The 14,445-nt window shown below is 41.5% G+C and carries 11 protein-coding genes; 4 read left to right on the top strand and 7 right to left on the bottom strand.

Going from position 1 to position 14,445, the window contains the following annotated elements; genetic code table 11:
• Positions 1–17: 17 nt before the first annotated feature.
• Both IWX76_RS10185 and truA read right to left on the bottom strand, forming a co-directional pair.
• Positions 18–1,787: an ABC transporter ATP-binding protein gene (locus IWX76_RS10185; RefSeq protein WP_196859778.1), complete on the bottom strand. Its 1,770-nt coding sequence runs from the start codon at positions 1,785–1,787 to the stop codon at positions 18–20.
• Positions 1,780–2,547, bottom strand: coding sequence for a tRNA pseudouridine(38-40) synthase TruA (gene truA / locus IWX76_RS10180; protein ID WP_196859777.1), 768 nt, complete (start codon positions 2,545–2,547; stop codon positions 1,780–1,782). Before truA ends, IWX76_RS10185 begins: the two co-directional genes overlap by 8 nt.
• A gap of 86 nt (positions 2,548–2,633) precedes the next feature.
• Between truA and IWX76_RS10175 the strand changes: the two genes are divergently transcribed.
• Together IWX76_RS10175 and IWX76_RS10170 are read left to right on the top strand one after the other, a co-directional pair.
• Entirely contained in the window at positions 2,634–3,092 is a 459-nt protein-coding gene (locus tag IWX76_RS10175; RefSeq protein ID WP_196859776.1) for a DUF4293 domain-containing protein, read from the top strand.
• A gap of 89 nt (positions 3,093–3,181) precedes the next feature.
• Positions 3,182–5,050 (top strand): DEAD/DEAH box helicase, encoded by a 1,869-nt coding sequence (locus IWX76_RS10170; protein WP_196859775.1) that lies wholly within the window; start codon positions 3,182–3,184, stop codon positions 5,048–5,050.
• Between the two features lie 56 nt (positions 5,051–5,106).
• Here the strand turns inward: IWX76_RS10170 and IWX76_RS10165 are convergent, their stop codons facing one another.
• From IWX76_RS10165 to IWX76_RS10150, 4 genes are all read right to left on the bottom strand, one after another.
• Positions 5,107–5,442, bottom strand: coding sequence for a hypothetical protein (locus IWX76_RS10165; RefSeq protein WP_334641674.1), 336 nt, complete (start codon positions 5,440–5,442; stop codon positions 5,107–5,109).
• 45 nt (positions 5,443–5,487) lie between these two features.
• The gene (locus IWX76_RS10160; protein WP_196859774.1) at positions 5,488–6,486 is read right to left on the bottom strand and encodes an NAD(P)H-dependent glycerol-3-phosphate dehydrogenase; all 999 of its coding nucleotides are present in this window, start codon (positions 6,484–6,486) and stop codon (positions 5,488–5,490) included.
• Positions 6,487–6,559: 73 nt separating this feature from the next.
• The gene (locus IWX76_RS10155; RefSeq protein ID WP_196859773.1) at positions 6,560–7,918 is read right to left on the bottom strand and encodes an efflux RND transporter periplasmic adaptor subunit; all 1,359 of its coding nucleotides are present in this window, start codon (positions 7,916–7,918) and stop codon (positions 6,560–6,562) included.
• A 39-nt stretch (positions 7,919–7,957) separates the two neighbouring features.
• Positions 7,958–9,328 (bottom strand): TolC family protein, encoded by a 1,371-nt coding sequence (locus IWX76_RS10150; protein WP_196859772.1) that lies wholly within the window; start codon positions 9,326–9,328, stop codon positions 7,958–7,960.
• Between the two features lie 52 nt (positions 9,329–9,380).
• Between IWX76_RS10150 and IWX76_RS10145 the strand changes: the two genes are divergently transcribed.
• On the top strand, positions 9,381–9,998 hold the full coding sequence (locus tag IWX76_RS10145; RefSeq protein WP_196859771.1) for a polysaccharide deacetylase family protein: 618 nt from the start codon (positions 9,381–9,383) through the stop codon (positions 9,996–9,998).
• 249 nt (positions 9,999–10,247) lie between these two features.
• The gene (locus IWX76_RS10140) at positions 10,248–12,515 is read left to right on the top strand and encodes an aconitate hydratase (protein WP_196859770.1); all 2,268 of its coding nucleotides are present in this window, start codon (positions 10,248–10,250) and stop codon (positions 12,513–12,515) included.
• Between the two features lie 53 nt (positions 12,516–12,568).
• Here IWX76_RS10140 and IWX76_RS10135 read toward each other — a convergent pair whose 3' ends face one another.
• Positions 12,569–14,392 carry a MutS-related protein gene (locus IWX76_RS10135; RefSeq protein WP_196859769.1) on the bottom strand — a complete coding sequence of 608 codons (1,824 nt, stop codon included), beginning with the start codon at positions 14,390–14,392 and terminating at the stop codon, positions 12,569–12,571.
• Positions 14,393–14,445: the final 53 nt, after the last annotated feature.

Raw genomic sequence — 14,445 nt, 5'->3', positions numbered from 1 at the left:
GATATGGAATGCCAAATTTATCCGGTGATTCCTACCGAATTAAACTGCAGGTCATATAACTTTTTGTAAAACCCATTTAATTTCAACAGTTCCTGATGCGTGCCTTTTTCCTTTATTTCGCCTTTGTCCAACACGATAATCAGGTCAGCTTTCTGGATGGTCGACAGCCGGTGTGCTATCACAATTGCTGTACGACCATACATCAGGTTATCAATAGCCCGCTGGATCATCATTTCGGTCTCCGTATCTACCGATGAAGTGGCTTCATCTAACACCAAAATAGAAGGATTAAACACCAGGGCACGGATAAAAGAGATCAATTGTGCTTGTCCGGCCGACAAGGTAGACCCGCGTTCCATCACGTTATACTGGTAACTGCCAGGTAAACGCTCAATAAAATCATGGGCACCTACTTTTTTTGCGGCATCCACCACCTCTTTCATGGTAATGTCGGGGTCGTTCAGGGTAATGTTATTAAAGATGGTATCGGAAAACAGAAATACATCCTGCAATACCGTGGCTATTTTACCCCGAAGGTAGGACAGCTCATATTCGGAGATATTGACACCATCCACTTTCACCGTCCCTTTCTGAATTTCATAAAAGCGGTTCAGGATATTGATGGTCGACGATTTGCCTGCCCCAGTAGCCCCAACCAGTGCAACAGTTTGTCCGGCCTGCACGTCAAAGGATATGTTTTTCAACACAAAATTTTCGTCGTTATACGCAAACCATACGTTTTCAAACCTGATGGCGCCGTTCATTTTAGCCGGGGCATGGGTACCGTTATTGAGGGTGATCTCGGTATTATCTAATACTTTAAATACCCGTTCTGCACCTACCATACCCATTTGGAGGGTATTAAACTTATCGGCGAGCTCGCGGATAGGGCGAAACAGCATGCTGATGTACAACAGAAATTCGGGAATGGTACCCGGGGTAACATCCAGCGGACTGGATAATATGCTTTTTGCGCCCCACCACACCAATAGCCCCATGGATAAAGCCGATATAATTTCTACCACAGGAAAGAATATCGAATAGTACCAGTTGGACCGGATGTTGGCATCGCGGTAGCGTGAATTAATCTTTTTAAATTTTTTGAACTCCTGCTCTTCCCTTGCAAAATACTGGATAATGGCAATACCAGAAATATGCTCCTGTAAATAGGTATTCAGGTTGGATACCTCGGTGCGGATTTCCTGGAAGGCTGACTTAATGGCCTTTTGGAATTTAGAGGTCGCTACGATGAGTAGCGGCATTGGTAACAACACCACAATGCTCAGTTCCCAATCTGAATAAAACATGACCGCAATGATGGCAGCCACCTGCAGGATATCGCCGATGATGACAATTAAACCTTCGGAGAAAATATCGGATATGGTTTCCAGGTCAGATACCGTACGGGTAATTAACTGACCAATGGGTGTTTTATCAAAATACTTCAACCGCAGCTTGGTGATGTGGTTAAACACATCGACACGCAAATCTTTAATTGCGGATTGCCCGAGTATATTTGTTAATAAAGTGTGACTATATTGTATACCACTTTGTAACACCAGCAACAACAGCATGATGAGGGTAAAGTTGACCAGGTTATTATAATCGCCGGTCATGATGTAATTATCGACGGTATACTTGATTAGGTATGGGCGCATCGGCGCCATGACGGCTAACAACAAGGTAAGGATGACCGACCAGACAAATATTTTGCGGTAGGGTTTTACATACTGAAAAACTCTTTTCAGTAAACTTACATTAAAAGCATCTCCACTAACTTTAGACATCGGCTGTTACAAAAGGATAATCTACGCGGACTAAATATAAACCACAGGCAGGCACCGACTGACCGGCATTACGCCTGTCCTTACTTTCCATTATTTGTGCCAATTCTACTAAATCAATTTCTTTTTTCCCCACCCTGATTAAGGTACCTACAACTGCACGCACCATGTTACGTAAAAAGCGGTCGGCACGGATGGTAAACACCAAGGCATCGTCTACCCTATCGAAATGCGCTTCTGTAATTTTGCAATTGTTGGTAAAAGTTTGTGTATTGGATTTACTGAAACAGGAGAAATCGGTATAGGAGGCAATTAACTTTGCCGCCTCGTTCATGGCCTCCACATCCAGGTTTCCTTTATACAACCAGGAGCGATCTAACTTAAAGGGGTCTTTATGAAAATGCAGGTGGTATTGGTAAGCGCGCGATAAGGCATGAAAGCGGGCATGTGCATCGTTTTCTACCCTAAATATCCTTTTAATGGCAATGGTATAAGGTAAAAGTGAGTTGATGCTGTTCACTTTTTGTTCTATTGCAAATGCAGATTCCGTAAGCAGGTCAAAGTGCGCAAAAAACTGTGTGGCATGAACGCCAGTATCTGTTCTGCCACAACCCAGGGTAATTACAGGTTGCCTGAAAAATACCGATAACGCCTTATCAAGGCATTCCTGCACCGTCATGGCATTGGGCTGTATCTGCCATCCATGATAGGGTGTACCATTGTAGGCTAATTCTATAAAATATCGCTGCGTATCCAATTTCACAAAGTTAATCTTTCTGATTACACTTCTTATAATTGTAATTGCTTAGTCTATGCCTTTTAATATATTTGCTGAAATATTAAACTGATATGATACAAAGAGTACAATCCATATGGTTTTTCTTAGCCAGTTTCACTTTATTCCTATTAATCATTTTACCAGTGGTTACAAAAATTAGCAATGACACAGAATATTGGATTTTAGTAAGCGGTATGTATCAGAAAGCTGCCACCGGAACAGTTAAAATGGAAGGCTTTATGGCCTTGTTCATTAGCACCATTGCCTTAGCTTTATTAACGTTTGCCAATATTTTCAGCTTTAGAAACAGGACATTACAGAAAAGAATTTGTAATGTGGTTATCATATTAATTGTTGCTTTAAGTTTCTGGATTAGCCAGATGGCACAACACCTGCCTGGCGGACTGGAAGGTGTGGCTTACAATGCAGGGGCATTTATGCCAATCCTGGCCATTATTTTCAACATTTTAGCGCTAAGGGGCATTAAAAATGATGAACAATTGATAAAATCTGCCGACAGGCTACGCTAAGTCGTTGAATGACTGGCAGCTATTATTTTATTAAGCATAAAAGAAAAACTAATTAAAATCGTTACCTTTGCGGCTTAATTAAATAATACATGACAAACCCATTTAAATTATTGGGGATAAGTGATGACGTTGTTAATGCTGTAACGGATTTAGGTTTCGAAAATCCAACACCTATTCAGGAACAAAGTATTCCTGTACTGTTAGAGGGCGTTAATGATTTTGTTGGTTTGGCCCAAACTGGTACAGGAAAAACAGCCGCATTCGGCTTGCCGCTGTTAGAATTGATAGACTTTAAAAGCAATAAGCCTCAGGCGTTGATTTTATGCCCTACGAGAGAGCTTTGCCTACAGATTACCAGTGACATCAAGAATTTCTCAAAAAACATCTCAGGTGCTAATGTTGTTGCCGTTTACGGTGGTGCAAACATCATGCAGCAATTACGTGAGATCAGAATCGGTGTACAAATAGTTGTGGCTACACCGGGCCGTATGTTAGACATTATTGGCCGTAAGGCTATCGATTTCTCGAATGTGAAATTTGTAGTTTTAGACGAGGCTGACGAAATGTTAAACATGGGCTTCCAGGAAGACATTAATGATATTTTGTCGACTACACCAGATGATAAAAAAACATGGTTATTCTCCGCTACAATGCCTCCTGAGGTAAGAAGAATAGCTAAGAACTACATGGACAACCCTATTGAGTTGACTATGGGTACTAAAAATGCAGGTAACGTAAATATCGAACATGAGTACTATGTAGTACGTGCTAGAGATAAATATGCTGCACTTAAACGTATTGTAGATTTTAACCCGGAAATTTTTGCTGTTGTATTTTGTAAAACCAAAATGGACACGCAAGATGTTGCAGAGCACTTAATCAAAGATGGTTACAATGCTGATGCATTACACGGAGATTTATCTCAACAACAACGTGATAAGGTAATGCAACGTTTCCGCGACAGACACATGCAATTATTAATTGCAACTGATGTAGCTGCCCGTGGTATCGATGTAAACAACGTGACTCACGTAATTAACTATTCTTTACCTGATGAGATTGAAAGTTATACCCACCGTTCTGGCCGTACTGGTCGTGCTGGTAAAACTGGTATTTCGATCTGTATCATCAACGCTAAAGAAACTGGTAAAATCCGTCAGATTGAAAGAATCATTGGTAAACAATTTACCAAGGCAGAATTACCTACAGGTTTCGACGTTTGCGAAAAACAATTGTTCTCTTTAGTTCATAAAGTAAACACTGTTGAAGTAAACGAAGCACAAATCGATCAATACATTCCACGTATCATGGAACAATTTGCTGAATTAAGCAAAGAAGAAGTGATCAAACGTTTTGCATCTTTAGAGTTTAACCGCTTTTTAGATTACTACAAAAACGCACCTGATTTAAATGCATCTGCAGATGATCGTGGTGAACGTGGCGAGCGTGGAGAACGTGGTTCAAGAAACAGTGCAGGTTATACCCGTTTGTTTATCAACTTAGGTTCGGTAGATGACTTTACTAGAGGTGATTTATTATCTTTTGTATGTAATAACGGTAAAATCAGCGGAAAAAGCATAGGTAAGATTGATCTTAAAGGTGTTTATTCGTTCTTCGAAGTGGAAGATGCAAGTGTTGACTCGTTATTCAGCAATTTCAACGACGTACAATTCAACAACCGTGGTGTAAGGATTGAAAAATCTGGTGACGCAGCGGAAAGTAGAAGCGGCGGCGGTGGCGAAAGAAAACGCAGCTTCGGCGGCGGTGGCGGCGAAAGAAAAAGCTACGGTGGTGGCGGAGGCGGTCGTCGTGAAGGCGGTGCTGGAAGACGCGAAGGCGGAAACGCTGGTGGCGGATTCAAAGATTTCTCTGGCAGAAGCCGTGAAGAAAGAAGCGGTGGTGCTGGCAGACGTGAAGGCGGAAGTAGTGCTGGTGGCGATAGAAGACGCAGGTCTTAATCCCTAAAGCTTTCTATATAGAAAAGGCGGCCCCCAAAAGGACCGCCTTTTTATGTTTAATCTACCTTTGTTCTAATTTGCGAAGGTTTTAAATAGATCCTTGCACCTTTTTCATTGATATAATACTTTTGATTTTTATTATTGATGTAAACATCAGAACCATTGGGTGCCATTTTGCCCTTCCAGGTTTTATCGGCTATTTTAGAAGTGCCTTTTACAGCAACCTCAGCAGTTTTATTCCCCACTTTGGTAGCGGTTTTACCAACTTTATTGGTGGTTTTATCTAACTTCTGACCAACGGTTTCTTTTTTTTCTTGTGCTATAACTGAGGGTGCGGTAAAGGCTGTTAACAAGCCTAAAGCAACTGCAGCGGTAAATATATTCCTTTTCATGGTGTAATGTTTTCCTAAGAACAGACAGACCGATGAAATGTTTGCTTAATTCAGTTGCTCGGTAAGCAGGCGCATCTCAATTTGTGGCGAATGTTTCTCATACAGCACAGCATACACCGCACGGCTGATTGGCATATCCACTTTATATTTTTTATTTATCACATGCATACAGCTTGCGGCATAATAACCTTCGGCGACCATATTCATCTCCAGCTGTGCCGATTTTACAGTATAACCCTTGCCAATCATATTACCGAAGGTACGGTTACGACTAAATTGTGAGTAAGCAGTAACCAATAAATCGCCCAGGTAAGCCGACTCCATAATGTCTCTGGAAATGGGATGAACAGCGTTCACAAAGCGGTTAATCTCGCGAATGGCGTTAGAAATTAATACCGCCTGGAAGTTATCGCCATAGCCAAGCCCATGGCATATGCCACTGGCTACAGCATAAATATTTTTGAGTACTGCAGCATATTCAGTTCCGAAGATATCGTCGGAGACATTGGTTTTAATATAACGGGTATTGAGCAAAGAAGAGAAAGCGGTTGCTTTTTCCATGTCAAGCGAAGCAATGGTCAGGTAAGAAAGCTTTTCTAGCGCCACTTCTTCTGCATGGCAAGGGCCACTGATCACCAGGATATTTTCTGCAGGTACCTGGTATTTTTCTTGCATAAACTCACCGATGATCTGATTTTCATCGGGTACAATGCCTTTTATAGCAGATACAATCACTTTGCCCGCCAGGTCTTCAGCAGTGAGTTCCTGCAGACTTTCTTTTAAAAAGGCAGCGGGTACATTCAGAATAATATAATCCGCAGCGCGGACAATCATTTTAATATCGTCAGAAATATTGGCATCAGGCAGCTTTACTTCCACTGCACTTAAGTAGTTGGGGTTATGCTTGTACGTCTGAATATGTGTAATGGCTTCCGTATTGCGCATCCACCAATAAAGCTCTTTGGCAGTACGGTTATCTGATAACATCTTTACTATGGCGGTAGCCCAACTACCCCCACCTATCATTGCAACTTTTGGCACCATATCTATAAATAAAAATCCCGGTTTAATCTCTTAAACCGGGACAATTTACTGAATTTATATCTTACAGCGAGGCTTACTTTTTAGCCGGATCAGCAAAGAGCTGATCTTTAGCGGTTTTCTCTACCTTCATTCCATCCTTTAAACGGTTCTGGATAGCAGAATAAGGTCCTGTAACAACTTCGGTCCCTCCTTTAAGGCCAGACTTCACGATGATGTAACGGTCGTTTTGTATGCCTGTGGTTACTTCCTGTTTTTTCACTACACCATTGGCATAAGTGTATACATATTGTTTAACAGTTTTATCCACTAACTTCTCTTTTTGTTTAGCCTGATCAGCGTCGTTTGCTGTTGGCTCTTTAGGCTCTTCCGTCTTACTTTTATCGCCTGTAAATACAGCCTGAATTGGTATAGACATCCCATTAAGCGATTCGCTTTCAATGTCCACACTTGCCGATAAACCTGGTCTGAAAGGCGATGGTAAATCTTTAGCGCCACCTTTAATGTCAGTATAAGAATCAGCGATAATGCGCACTTTAACCACGAAGTTGGTTACCTGGTCAACAGACGATGCTGCCGCAGTACCTACATCCTTTGAGGAGCTTCCAATTTCTGTAACAATACCTTTGAATTTTTTATCAGCGAAAGCATCCACTTCAATTGTTGCACTGTCACCCACGTTTACGCGGTTAATATCATTCTCATTAACATCAACATTAACTTCCATGGTGGTCAGGTTGGAGATACGCATGATTTCTGTACCTGCCATTTGCGTGGTACCTAAAATACGGTCGCCCAGCTCAATCGATAATTTCGAAATTACCCCATCTACCGGAGCAGTGATGGTTGTTTTAGCCAAATTAGCACTCGCCTCTCTCACGTTTGCACCACTTTGTTCCAGGCTATAGCGCGATCCGGTAACATTTGCTTTTAAACGGGCAATATCAGCCTGTGCAGAAAAATAATCTGCTTTTGCAGCATCAAATTCAGCTGCTGAGATCACTTTTTGTTTAAACAACTCCTGGTTTCTTTTGTAGGTGCTCTCCGTATTTTTGAACATAGCAATTGCCTGGTTCAACTGTTGCTCAGAAGCCTGTAAAACTGCTTTTTGGGTATTGTTCGAAGCTACAGCTCTTTCAAATCCCGAAAGCAATACATCAGGGCGTACGCGACAAAGGAGCTGGCCTTTTTTAACCACATCACCTTCTTTAACCAACAGTTCTACCACCTCACCAGAAACTTCAGAGCTTAGTTTAACTTCTGTTTCCGGTTGTACTTTTCCACTTGCTGTAACGGTTTCAATCACTTTTCTTGATTCTGCTTTTTCTACCGTTACCTTCTCCATTTTTTCGCCGCCGATAACACCGGTAAGGGCAAGGATGACCACTAAGGCAATCAGTACGCCTACGGTTATAATAATGTGTTTAAGTTTCATTTGATCTTCTTTTATTGTTTATTATTTCGGTGAGGTATATTAAAATGTAATTTGTTTGCCCAGGTAATAATCGATGACTTTAGACCGGAAAACCAGGTCGTACTTCGCTTGTATAAAGTCGATCTCTGCCTGGTTACGATTGGTAATGGCAGTGTTGTAATCCAGCGAATTCACTAAACCTACATTGTAGCGCTGCTCATTAACATTGAAGGCATCCCTTTGTGCATTAAAGGTGTTTTGAGTAGAACGGTAGCGACTTTCTGCAGCCTTCAAATCCATTACTGCCTGTGCAATTACTTTATTTAGGTTGTTTTTTGCCAGCTGTTCCTGAATTTTATAATTCTGGTAAGTAATCTTTGCACGTTTCACGTTAGACTTTGCACTTAAACCATTAAAAATCGGTATTTGTAAACTCAACCCGATGTACTGGTTAAAACGGTCATCAATTTGGGTAGAAAAATCATCCTGTGGCGCTAACGTTTTAAAGATATAAGAATATGAAGAGCCCAGTCCGGCATTTAAAGAAATACTCGGGTATAAAGAACCTTTCGCAATGGCAATCCCCTTTTCTGCAGCCAGGGTATTTAAATTAGCTAATTTAATGTCAGGGAAGTTATCGAGTGCCTGGTTATAAACTTCATTGACCTCATAATCTGTCTGGGCAACGGCAATTTCACTTACCGTTGGTGCAACCACTTTAAAAGTTGCAGAATCGGTACCCATTTCCATAAGCTGTGCCAGCGTCAGGTAGGAGATCGATAAATCGTTCTGCGCATTGGTTACATTTAATTCTGCTGTAGACACCTGTGCCCTGGCCTGTGAAATATCTGCCATGGTTTTGTTACCTACTTCCATCAAGGCATCTTCCCTTTTCATGGTTTGTTCCGACACGGCTAACTGTTGTCTGGAAGCCTTTAATAAATCTTCGTTATAAACCACCTGCATGTAGGCCACTACTACATCTAAAGTCAGGTCATTTTTAATCTTTTCTACATTGCTTTGGTCAGCTTCCAGCAGAATCTTATTTTGTTTGATCTGGTTGATCTTAGCAAAACCACCAAATAAATCAATGGACGTACCTACACTACCACTACCCTGGTACAATTTCTGGTTAACAATCTGGAAGGAGGTTTGATCGAGTCCGCGGCCAAAACTCAGGTTATTACTGTTTGTCGCGTTTAAATTTGGAAGGAGCGCTGCTCTCGATTGACGCAGGTTAACATCCGATGTGGCCACACTTAAAGCCCCTTGTTTAATATTCAGGTTGTTTTGCAACATCCTGTCGATGGCCTGAGGGAGTGTAATGGTTTCCTGCGCCACGCTGTCGGTACTAAAACCAGCAACAAACAATCCGAGAAAACATAAGCGCGTTAAGTTTGGTAAAAATCTATTATTGGTCAACTTCTTCATAAATCTGATTTCACAATATTATAGTAAATAACTTTTTCGTTTACCTTTGGCTATGTACCTGATTAAATCACCATCACTCTTAAAATGGTATTACCCATCTTTGGTATGGAACAAAAGCCGTACTGACAAAGTCATCTATTTAACCTTTGACGACGGGCCTATACCCGATGTTACAGACTTTGTGCTAAAAACTTTAAACAGCTTTAAGGCAAAGGCAACATTCTTTTGCATAGGCGATAATATCGTCAAACATCCGCAGGTATATGAAAGGCTATGTGCTGCTGGCCACCGTATAGGCAACCATACGTTTAACCACCTTAAAGGCTGGAAAACCGACACCGATACTTACGTACAAAACTTTAGCAAATGCCAGGAAATTACCGGCACCACCCTGTTTCGCCCACCTTACGGCCGCATTAAAAAGGCACAAATCAACCGCATCAAAACACTGCACCCGAATATACAAATAATTATGTGGGATGTATTGAGTGGCGACTTCGACACCAAACTTTCGCGAGAAAATTGTTTGCAAAATGTGATAAAACACACCGAGAATGGTTCCATTATTGTTTTTCACGACAGCCTGAAAGCTTTCGACAGGCTCCAATATGCCCTGCCGCGGACATTAAAACACCTTCAAGACCAGGGATATACATTTAGCACACTGTAATTTTCTTAATACGCAAGTCGTGCCAAACACTAAAACCACTTCCTTAATCAACTAAACGACAATCGGTTAAATATAAAACATTACGACAGTTAGCGTGTTTAACAGGCGGTGTAGCAAACTGAGTAAATGAATTCATTATTTAGATTATGTATAAATAATATAATGATTCTCGTATGATGGGACACCCTTTGTTTTTTTTGTAAATTCGCTCAAATAATAAATATTTTACCTTTTAAATACAGATTATCAATGGCTTTTGATATAGATATGATTAAAAAGGTTTATGCAAACTTCGGACCCCGTGTAGAGGCGGCCCGTAAATTAGTAGGCAGACCTTTAACACTTTCGGAGAAAATTTTATACACTCACCTTTGGGATGAGAAAGCAAACACCTCTTTCACCAGGGGAGTAGATTATGTAGATTTTGCTCCTGACCGCGTAGCCATGCAGGATGCAACTGCACAAATGGCCTTATTGCAATTCATGCAGGCTGGTCGTCCGCAAGTAGCTGTTCCTTCAACAGTACATTGCGATCACTTAATTACCGCAAAATTCGGTGCAGAACAGGATTTACCTGCTGCAAATACAGAAAGTAAAGAAGTATTTGATTTCCTTGCTTCTGTTTCTAATAAATATGGCATTGGTTTCTGGAAACCAGGTGCAGGTATCATTCACCAGGTTGTTTTAGAAAACTATGCTTTCCCAGGTGGAATGATGATTGGTACCGATTCTCACACGGTTAACGCCGGTGGTTTAGGTATGATTGCTATTGGTGTTGGTGGTGCTGATGCCTGCGACGTGATGGCAGGATTAGCCTGGGAGCTTAAATTCCCTAAATTAATCGGTGTTAAATTAACCGGTAAATTAAATGGCTGGGCTTCACCAAAAGACATCATCTTAAAAGTTGCCGGTATTTTAACTGTAAAAGGTGGTACAGGTGCAATTGTTGAATACTTTGGCGATGGTGCAGAAAACTTAAGCTGTACTGGTAAAGGTACCATCTGTAATATGGGTGCAGAAGTTGGTGCAACCACTTCTACTTTTGGTTACGATGAGAGCATGGAACGTTATTTACGTGCTACCGACAGAGCTGATATTGCTGATGCCGCCAATGGAATTAAAGAACACTTAACAGGTGATGCAGAAGTTTATGCTAATCCTGAACAATATTTCGACCAGTTGATCGAAATCGACTTGTCTACTTTAGAGCCTTATTTAAACGGTCCTTTTACACCAGATTTAGCTACGCCTATTTCTAAAATGAAGGAAGTTGCAATAGAAAACGGCTGGCCTATGAAAATTGAAGTAGGTTTGATCGGTTCTTGTACCAACTCTTCATACGAAGATATTTCCCGTGCAGTGAGTGTGGCTAAACAGGTTTCTGAAAAGAACTTAAAAACCAATGCTCAGTATTGCATTAACCCGGGTTCTGAGCAAATTCGTTACACCATTGAGCGCGACGGTTTCCTTGATGTATTCAAAAACATCGGTGCAACGGTTTTTACCAACGCTTGTGGACCATGTATCGGCATGTGGGACCGTGTAGGTGCCGAAAAACAAGAAAGAAATACCATCGTTCACTCATTTAACAGAAACTTTGCTAAACGTGCTGATGGTAATCCTAATACTTTTGCCTTTGTTGGTTCTCCGGAACTGGTTACTGCTTTAGCCATTGCTGGCGATTTAAGCTTTAACCCATTAACAGATACCTTAACCAACCAACAAGGTGAGCAGGTGATGTTAGATGCACCAGTAGGTGATGAATTGCCACCAAGAGGTTTCGACGTGGCTGATGCAGGCTACCAGGCTCCTGCTGAAGATGGTACAGGTGTACAGATTTTAGTATCACCTACTTCACACCGCCTTCAGTTATTGGATCCATTTACCCCATGGGAAGGCACAGACCTTAAAGGTTTAAGGTTGCTGATCAAAGCAAAAGGTAAATGTACAACGGATCATATTTCTATGGCTGGTCCATGGTTAAAGTTCCGTGGTCACCTGGATAACATTTCCAATAACATGCTAATTGGAGCCGTAAACTACTTCAATGACAAAACAGACAACGTTAAAAATGCATTAACTGGCGAGCATGGTCCGGTACCTGCAACACAACGTGCTTACAAAGCTGCCGGAATAGGTTCTATCGTTGTTGGTGATGAGAACTATGGTGAAGGATCTAGCCGTGAGCATGCAGCCATGGAGCCTCGTCACTTAGGTGTTCGTGCGGTATTGGTGAAATCTTTTGCCCGTATTCACGAAACTAACCTAAAGAAACAAGGAATGTTAGGTTTAACTTTCTGTAACAAGGAAGATTACGACCTGATCCGTGAAGATGACGTGATCGATATCGTAGGTTTAACTACTTTCACTCCTGATGTTCCATTAACTGTAGTATTTAACCACAGCGACGGTACAACTGATGAAATTAAAGTTAACCATAGTTACAATGCACAACAAATTGACTGGTTTAAAGCTGGTGGTGCGTTAAACATCATCCGTAGCCAGGTAGCACAATAATAGCTTTCCCCTTATAAAGTAAAAAGCTCCCCTGATTTCAGGGGAGCTTTTTTTTAGCTTATTTTTTCAGTACTTAACCCTATTTGTTTCAAGAGGATGGCCGCATTAAATGTTTTACAGGCCCCATGTTTCAGTTGGTAGTCAAACTGCATCTCGCTTTCTGTGATTTGTATATCAAAATGATAGTTACGCACCTGTTGCGGATAGTCTGCCTCCATTTCGGATAAGGCCAGATCGTGCGTGGCAAACAGCGCCGTGGTCTGCTGACCAATCATCTTCTCTATAAACACTTGCGATCCCAGGTACTTGTCCTTACTATTGGTGCCCCGCAGCATCTCGTCAATTAACACAAAAGCATTCGGCGCTGTGCTGGTTACTTCCAGAATCATCTTCAGCCTGTTCAGCTCTGCTTTAAAGGTCGAGGTCTGATCGTTTAGCGAATCTTTAATCCTCATATACGAAAGCACTTGAAATATAGAAAGCTCCAGGCTTTTAGCGCATACCGGAGCACCTGAAAAGGCTAACACCATATTTACCCCCACTGTACGTAAAAATGTGCTCTTGCCGGCCATATTTGAACCCGTTACAATATCTACCGTAGGTGCAATATTTAAGGCATAATCATTCGCAATTCTTTTGTTTTCTTCAATCAGCGGATGACCCAGATGCTGCGCTTTAAAATGATAGCGATTGGTAATTAGCGGGAAGTTCCATTCAGGTTCATTATAATGGAGCGTAGCAAAGGAAATCAGTTCCTCAAACTGGCTAATTCGCTCCAGTCCTTTAAGGATATGCGCTGATGATCCTTTATACCATTTGTCCAGGCGAATAGAACACCTGAGGTCCCACAGCAAAAACAAGTTTAAAAACATCCCCACAATCATATTTAATCGGGCATCAAAAGACTGAATAATGGCTGCCAGCTCACTGATCTCTTCGCTCACCGGTTTACTATTCTTGTCTGTGGAAAAGAAAGCCTTAATATAGGCCGATTTCCAAGTAATCTTTTCCGTCCATTCTATAGAACCCGCATAAGATTTTAATAGTTCTGCGCTACCCGTAAACCCATAATAAATAGGGTTAATATGTTTAAGGTTAAAAAAGATAAAGGCGGCATTAAACAAAGCCGTCAGGCCGAATACATTCCACCAGGCACCTCCCCAAATGGCCCCAGCAGCAAGCAGCGCAAAAATTATAAATGGTGCCACAGGTACATAACCACGAATAAAACGGGATGATGTAAACTTCAATTGCAGGGGCAATTCATGACTTAACTTCTCTTCCACCAAGGCAAGCTGTGCTGGCCGGTGGTTTTGTAAGCGGGCACGGAAATGGAAAGTATCCTCCATATGGCTGCTTAATTCTTTGATGGCCTCCTGCCTAGCTATAATAACCTCTCGCTCACCCGCACTGTTCAAGTGTTCGGCAAGCAAATCCCTCCCTTTGGAGGTTTTACAGCGATTAATAAAATCATATAACGACAAGGGCCCAAAAATATCCAGGTCCGACGTATAAGGGTGTTGCTCACTTTCATAACTTTCGCCATCATCGTAGCCGTTATTCCGGTTCAGCATCATGTTTTCCTCGTTCTGGTACACCCACAATAACTTTTTGGCGTAATCCAATTCTGCTTGTACCTTCCCCTGTTTTTTAATCAGCACAATAAAAAAGGCTACTACGGCCAGCATTAAAACCACATAAAGCCAATGAAAACCCCAGGCAATGATACAAGCTACAAATATGATTTCTGCAAGAAACAAACCCAGGCGGGATAAAGAAATCTGGTTCAGCTGTTTGGCTAAGGCATCAAGGTGTGCCTGTTCGGTGTTAATGTGACTTCTATAGGTTTGGATTATATTTTCTTTTGTCTGGCTCATAAATCTAAAAAGGCATATGCTTTCCTCGTAAACGTAATCAAAATCTCTTAATA

The sequence above is a fragment of the Pedobacter sp. CAN_A7 genome (assembly GCF_015752175.1).
GTDB lineage: Bacteria > Bacteroidota > Bacteroidia > Sphingobacteriales > Sphingobacteriaceae > Pedobacter.
This window is presented reverse-complemented; position numbering and strand designations above follow the sequence as displayed.

What these genes read in the sequence shown, in the direction of transcription:
- IWX76_RS10185 (WP_196859778.1), bottom strand. Translation starts at nt 1,787, where the DNA reads ATGTCTAAAGTTAGTGGAGATGCTTTTAATGTAAGTTTACTGAAAAGA.
- IWX76_RS10175 (WP_196859776.1), top strand. Translation starts at nt 2,634, where the DNA reads ATGATACAAAGAGTACAATCCATATGGTTTTTCTTAGCCAGTTTCACT.
- IWX76_RS10170 (WP_196859775.1), top strand. Translation starts at nt 3,182, where the DNA reads ATGACAAACCCATTTAAATTATTGGGGATAAGTGATGACGTTGTTAAT.
- IWX76_RS10165 (WP_334641674.1), bottom strand. Translation starts at nt 5,442, where the DNA reads ATGAAAAGGAATATATTTACCGCTGCAGTTGCTTTAGGCTTGTTAACA.
- IWX76_RS10160 (WP_196859774.1), bottom strand. Translation starts at nt 6,486, where the DNA reads ATGGTGCCAAAAGTTGCAATGATAGGTGGGGGTAGTTGGGCTACCGCC.
- IWX76_RS10155 (WP_196859773.1), bottom strand. Translation starts at nt 7,918, where the DNA reads ATGAAACTTAAACACATTATTATAACCGTAGGCGTACTGATTGCCTTA.
- IWX76_RS10150 (WP_196859772.1), bottom strand. Translation starts at nt 9,328, where the DNA reads ATGAAGAAGTTGACCAATAATAGATTTTTACCAAACTTAACGCGCTTA.
- IWX76_RS10145 (WP_196859771.1), top strand. Translation starts at nt 9,381, where the DNA reads ATGTACCTGATTAAATCACCATCACTCTTAAAATGGTATTACCCATCT.
- IWX76_RS10140 (WP_196859770.1), top strand. Translation starts at nt 10,248, where the DNA reads ATGGCTTTTGATATAGATATGATTAAAAAGGTTTATGCAAACTTCGGA.
- IWX76_RS10135 (WP_196859769.1), bottom strand. Translation starts at nt 14,392, where the DNA reads ATGAGCCAGACAAAAGAAAATATAATCCAAACCTATAGAAGTCACATT.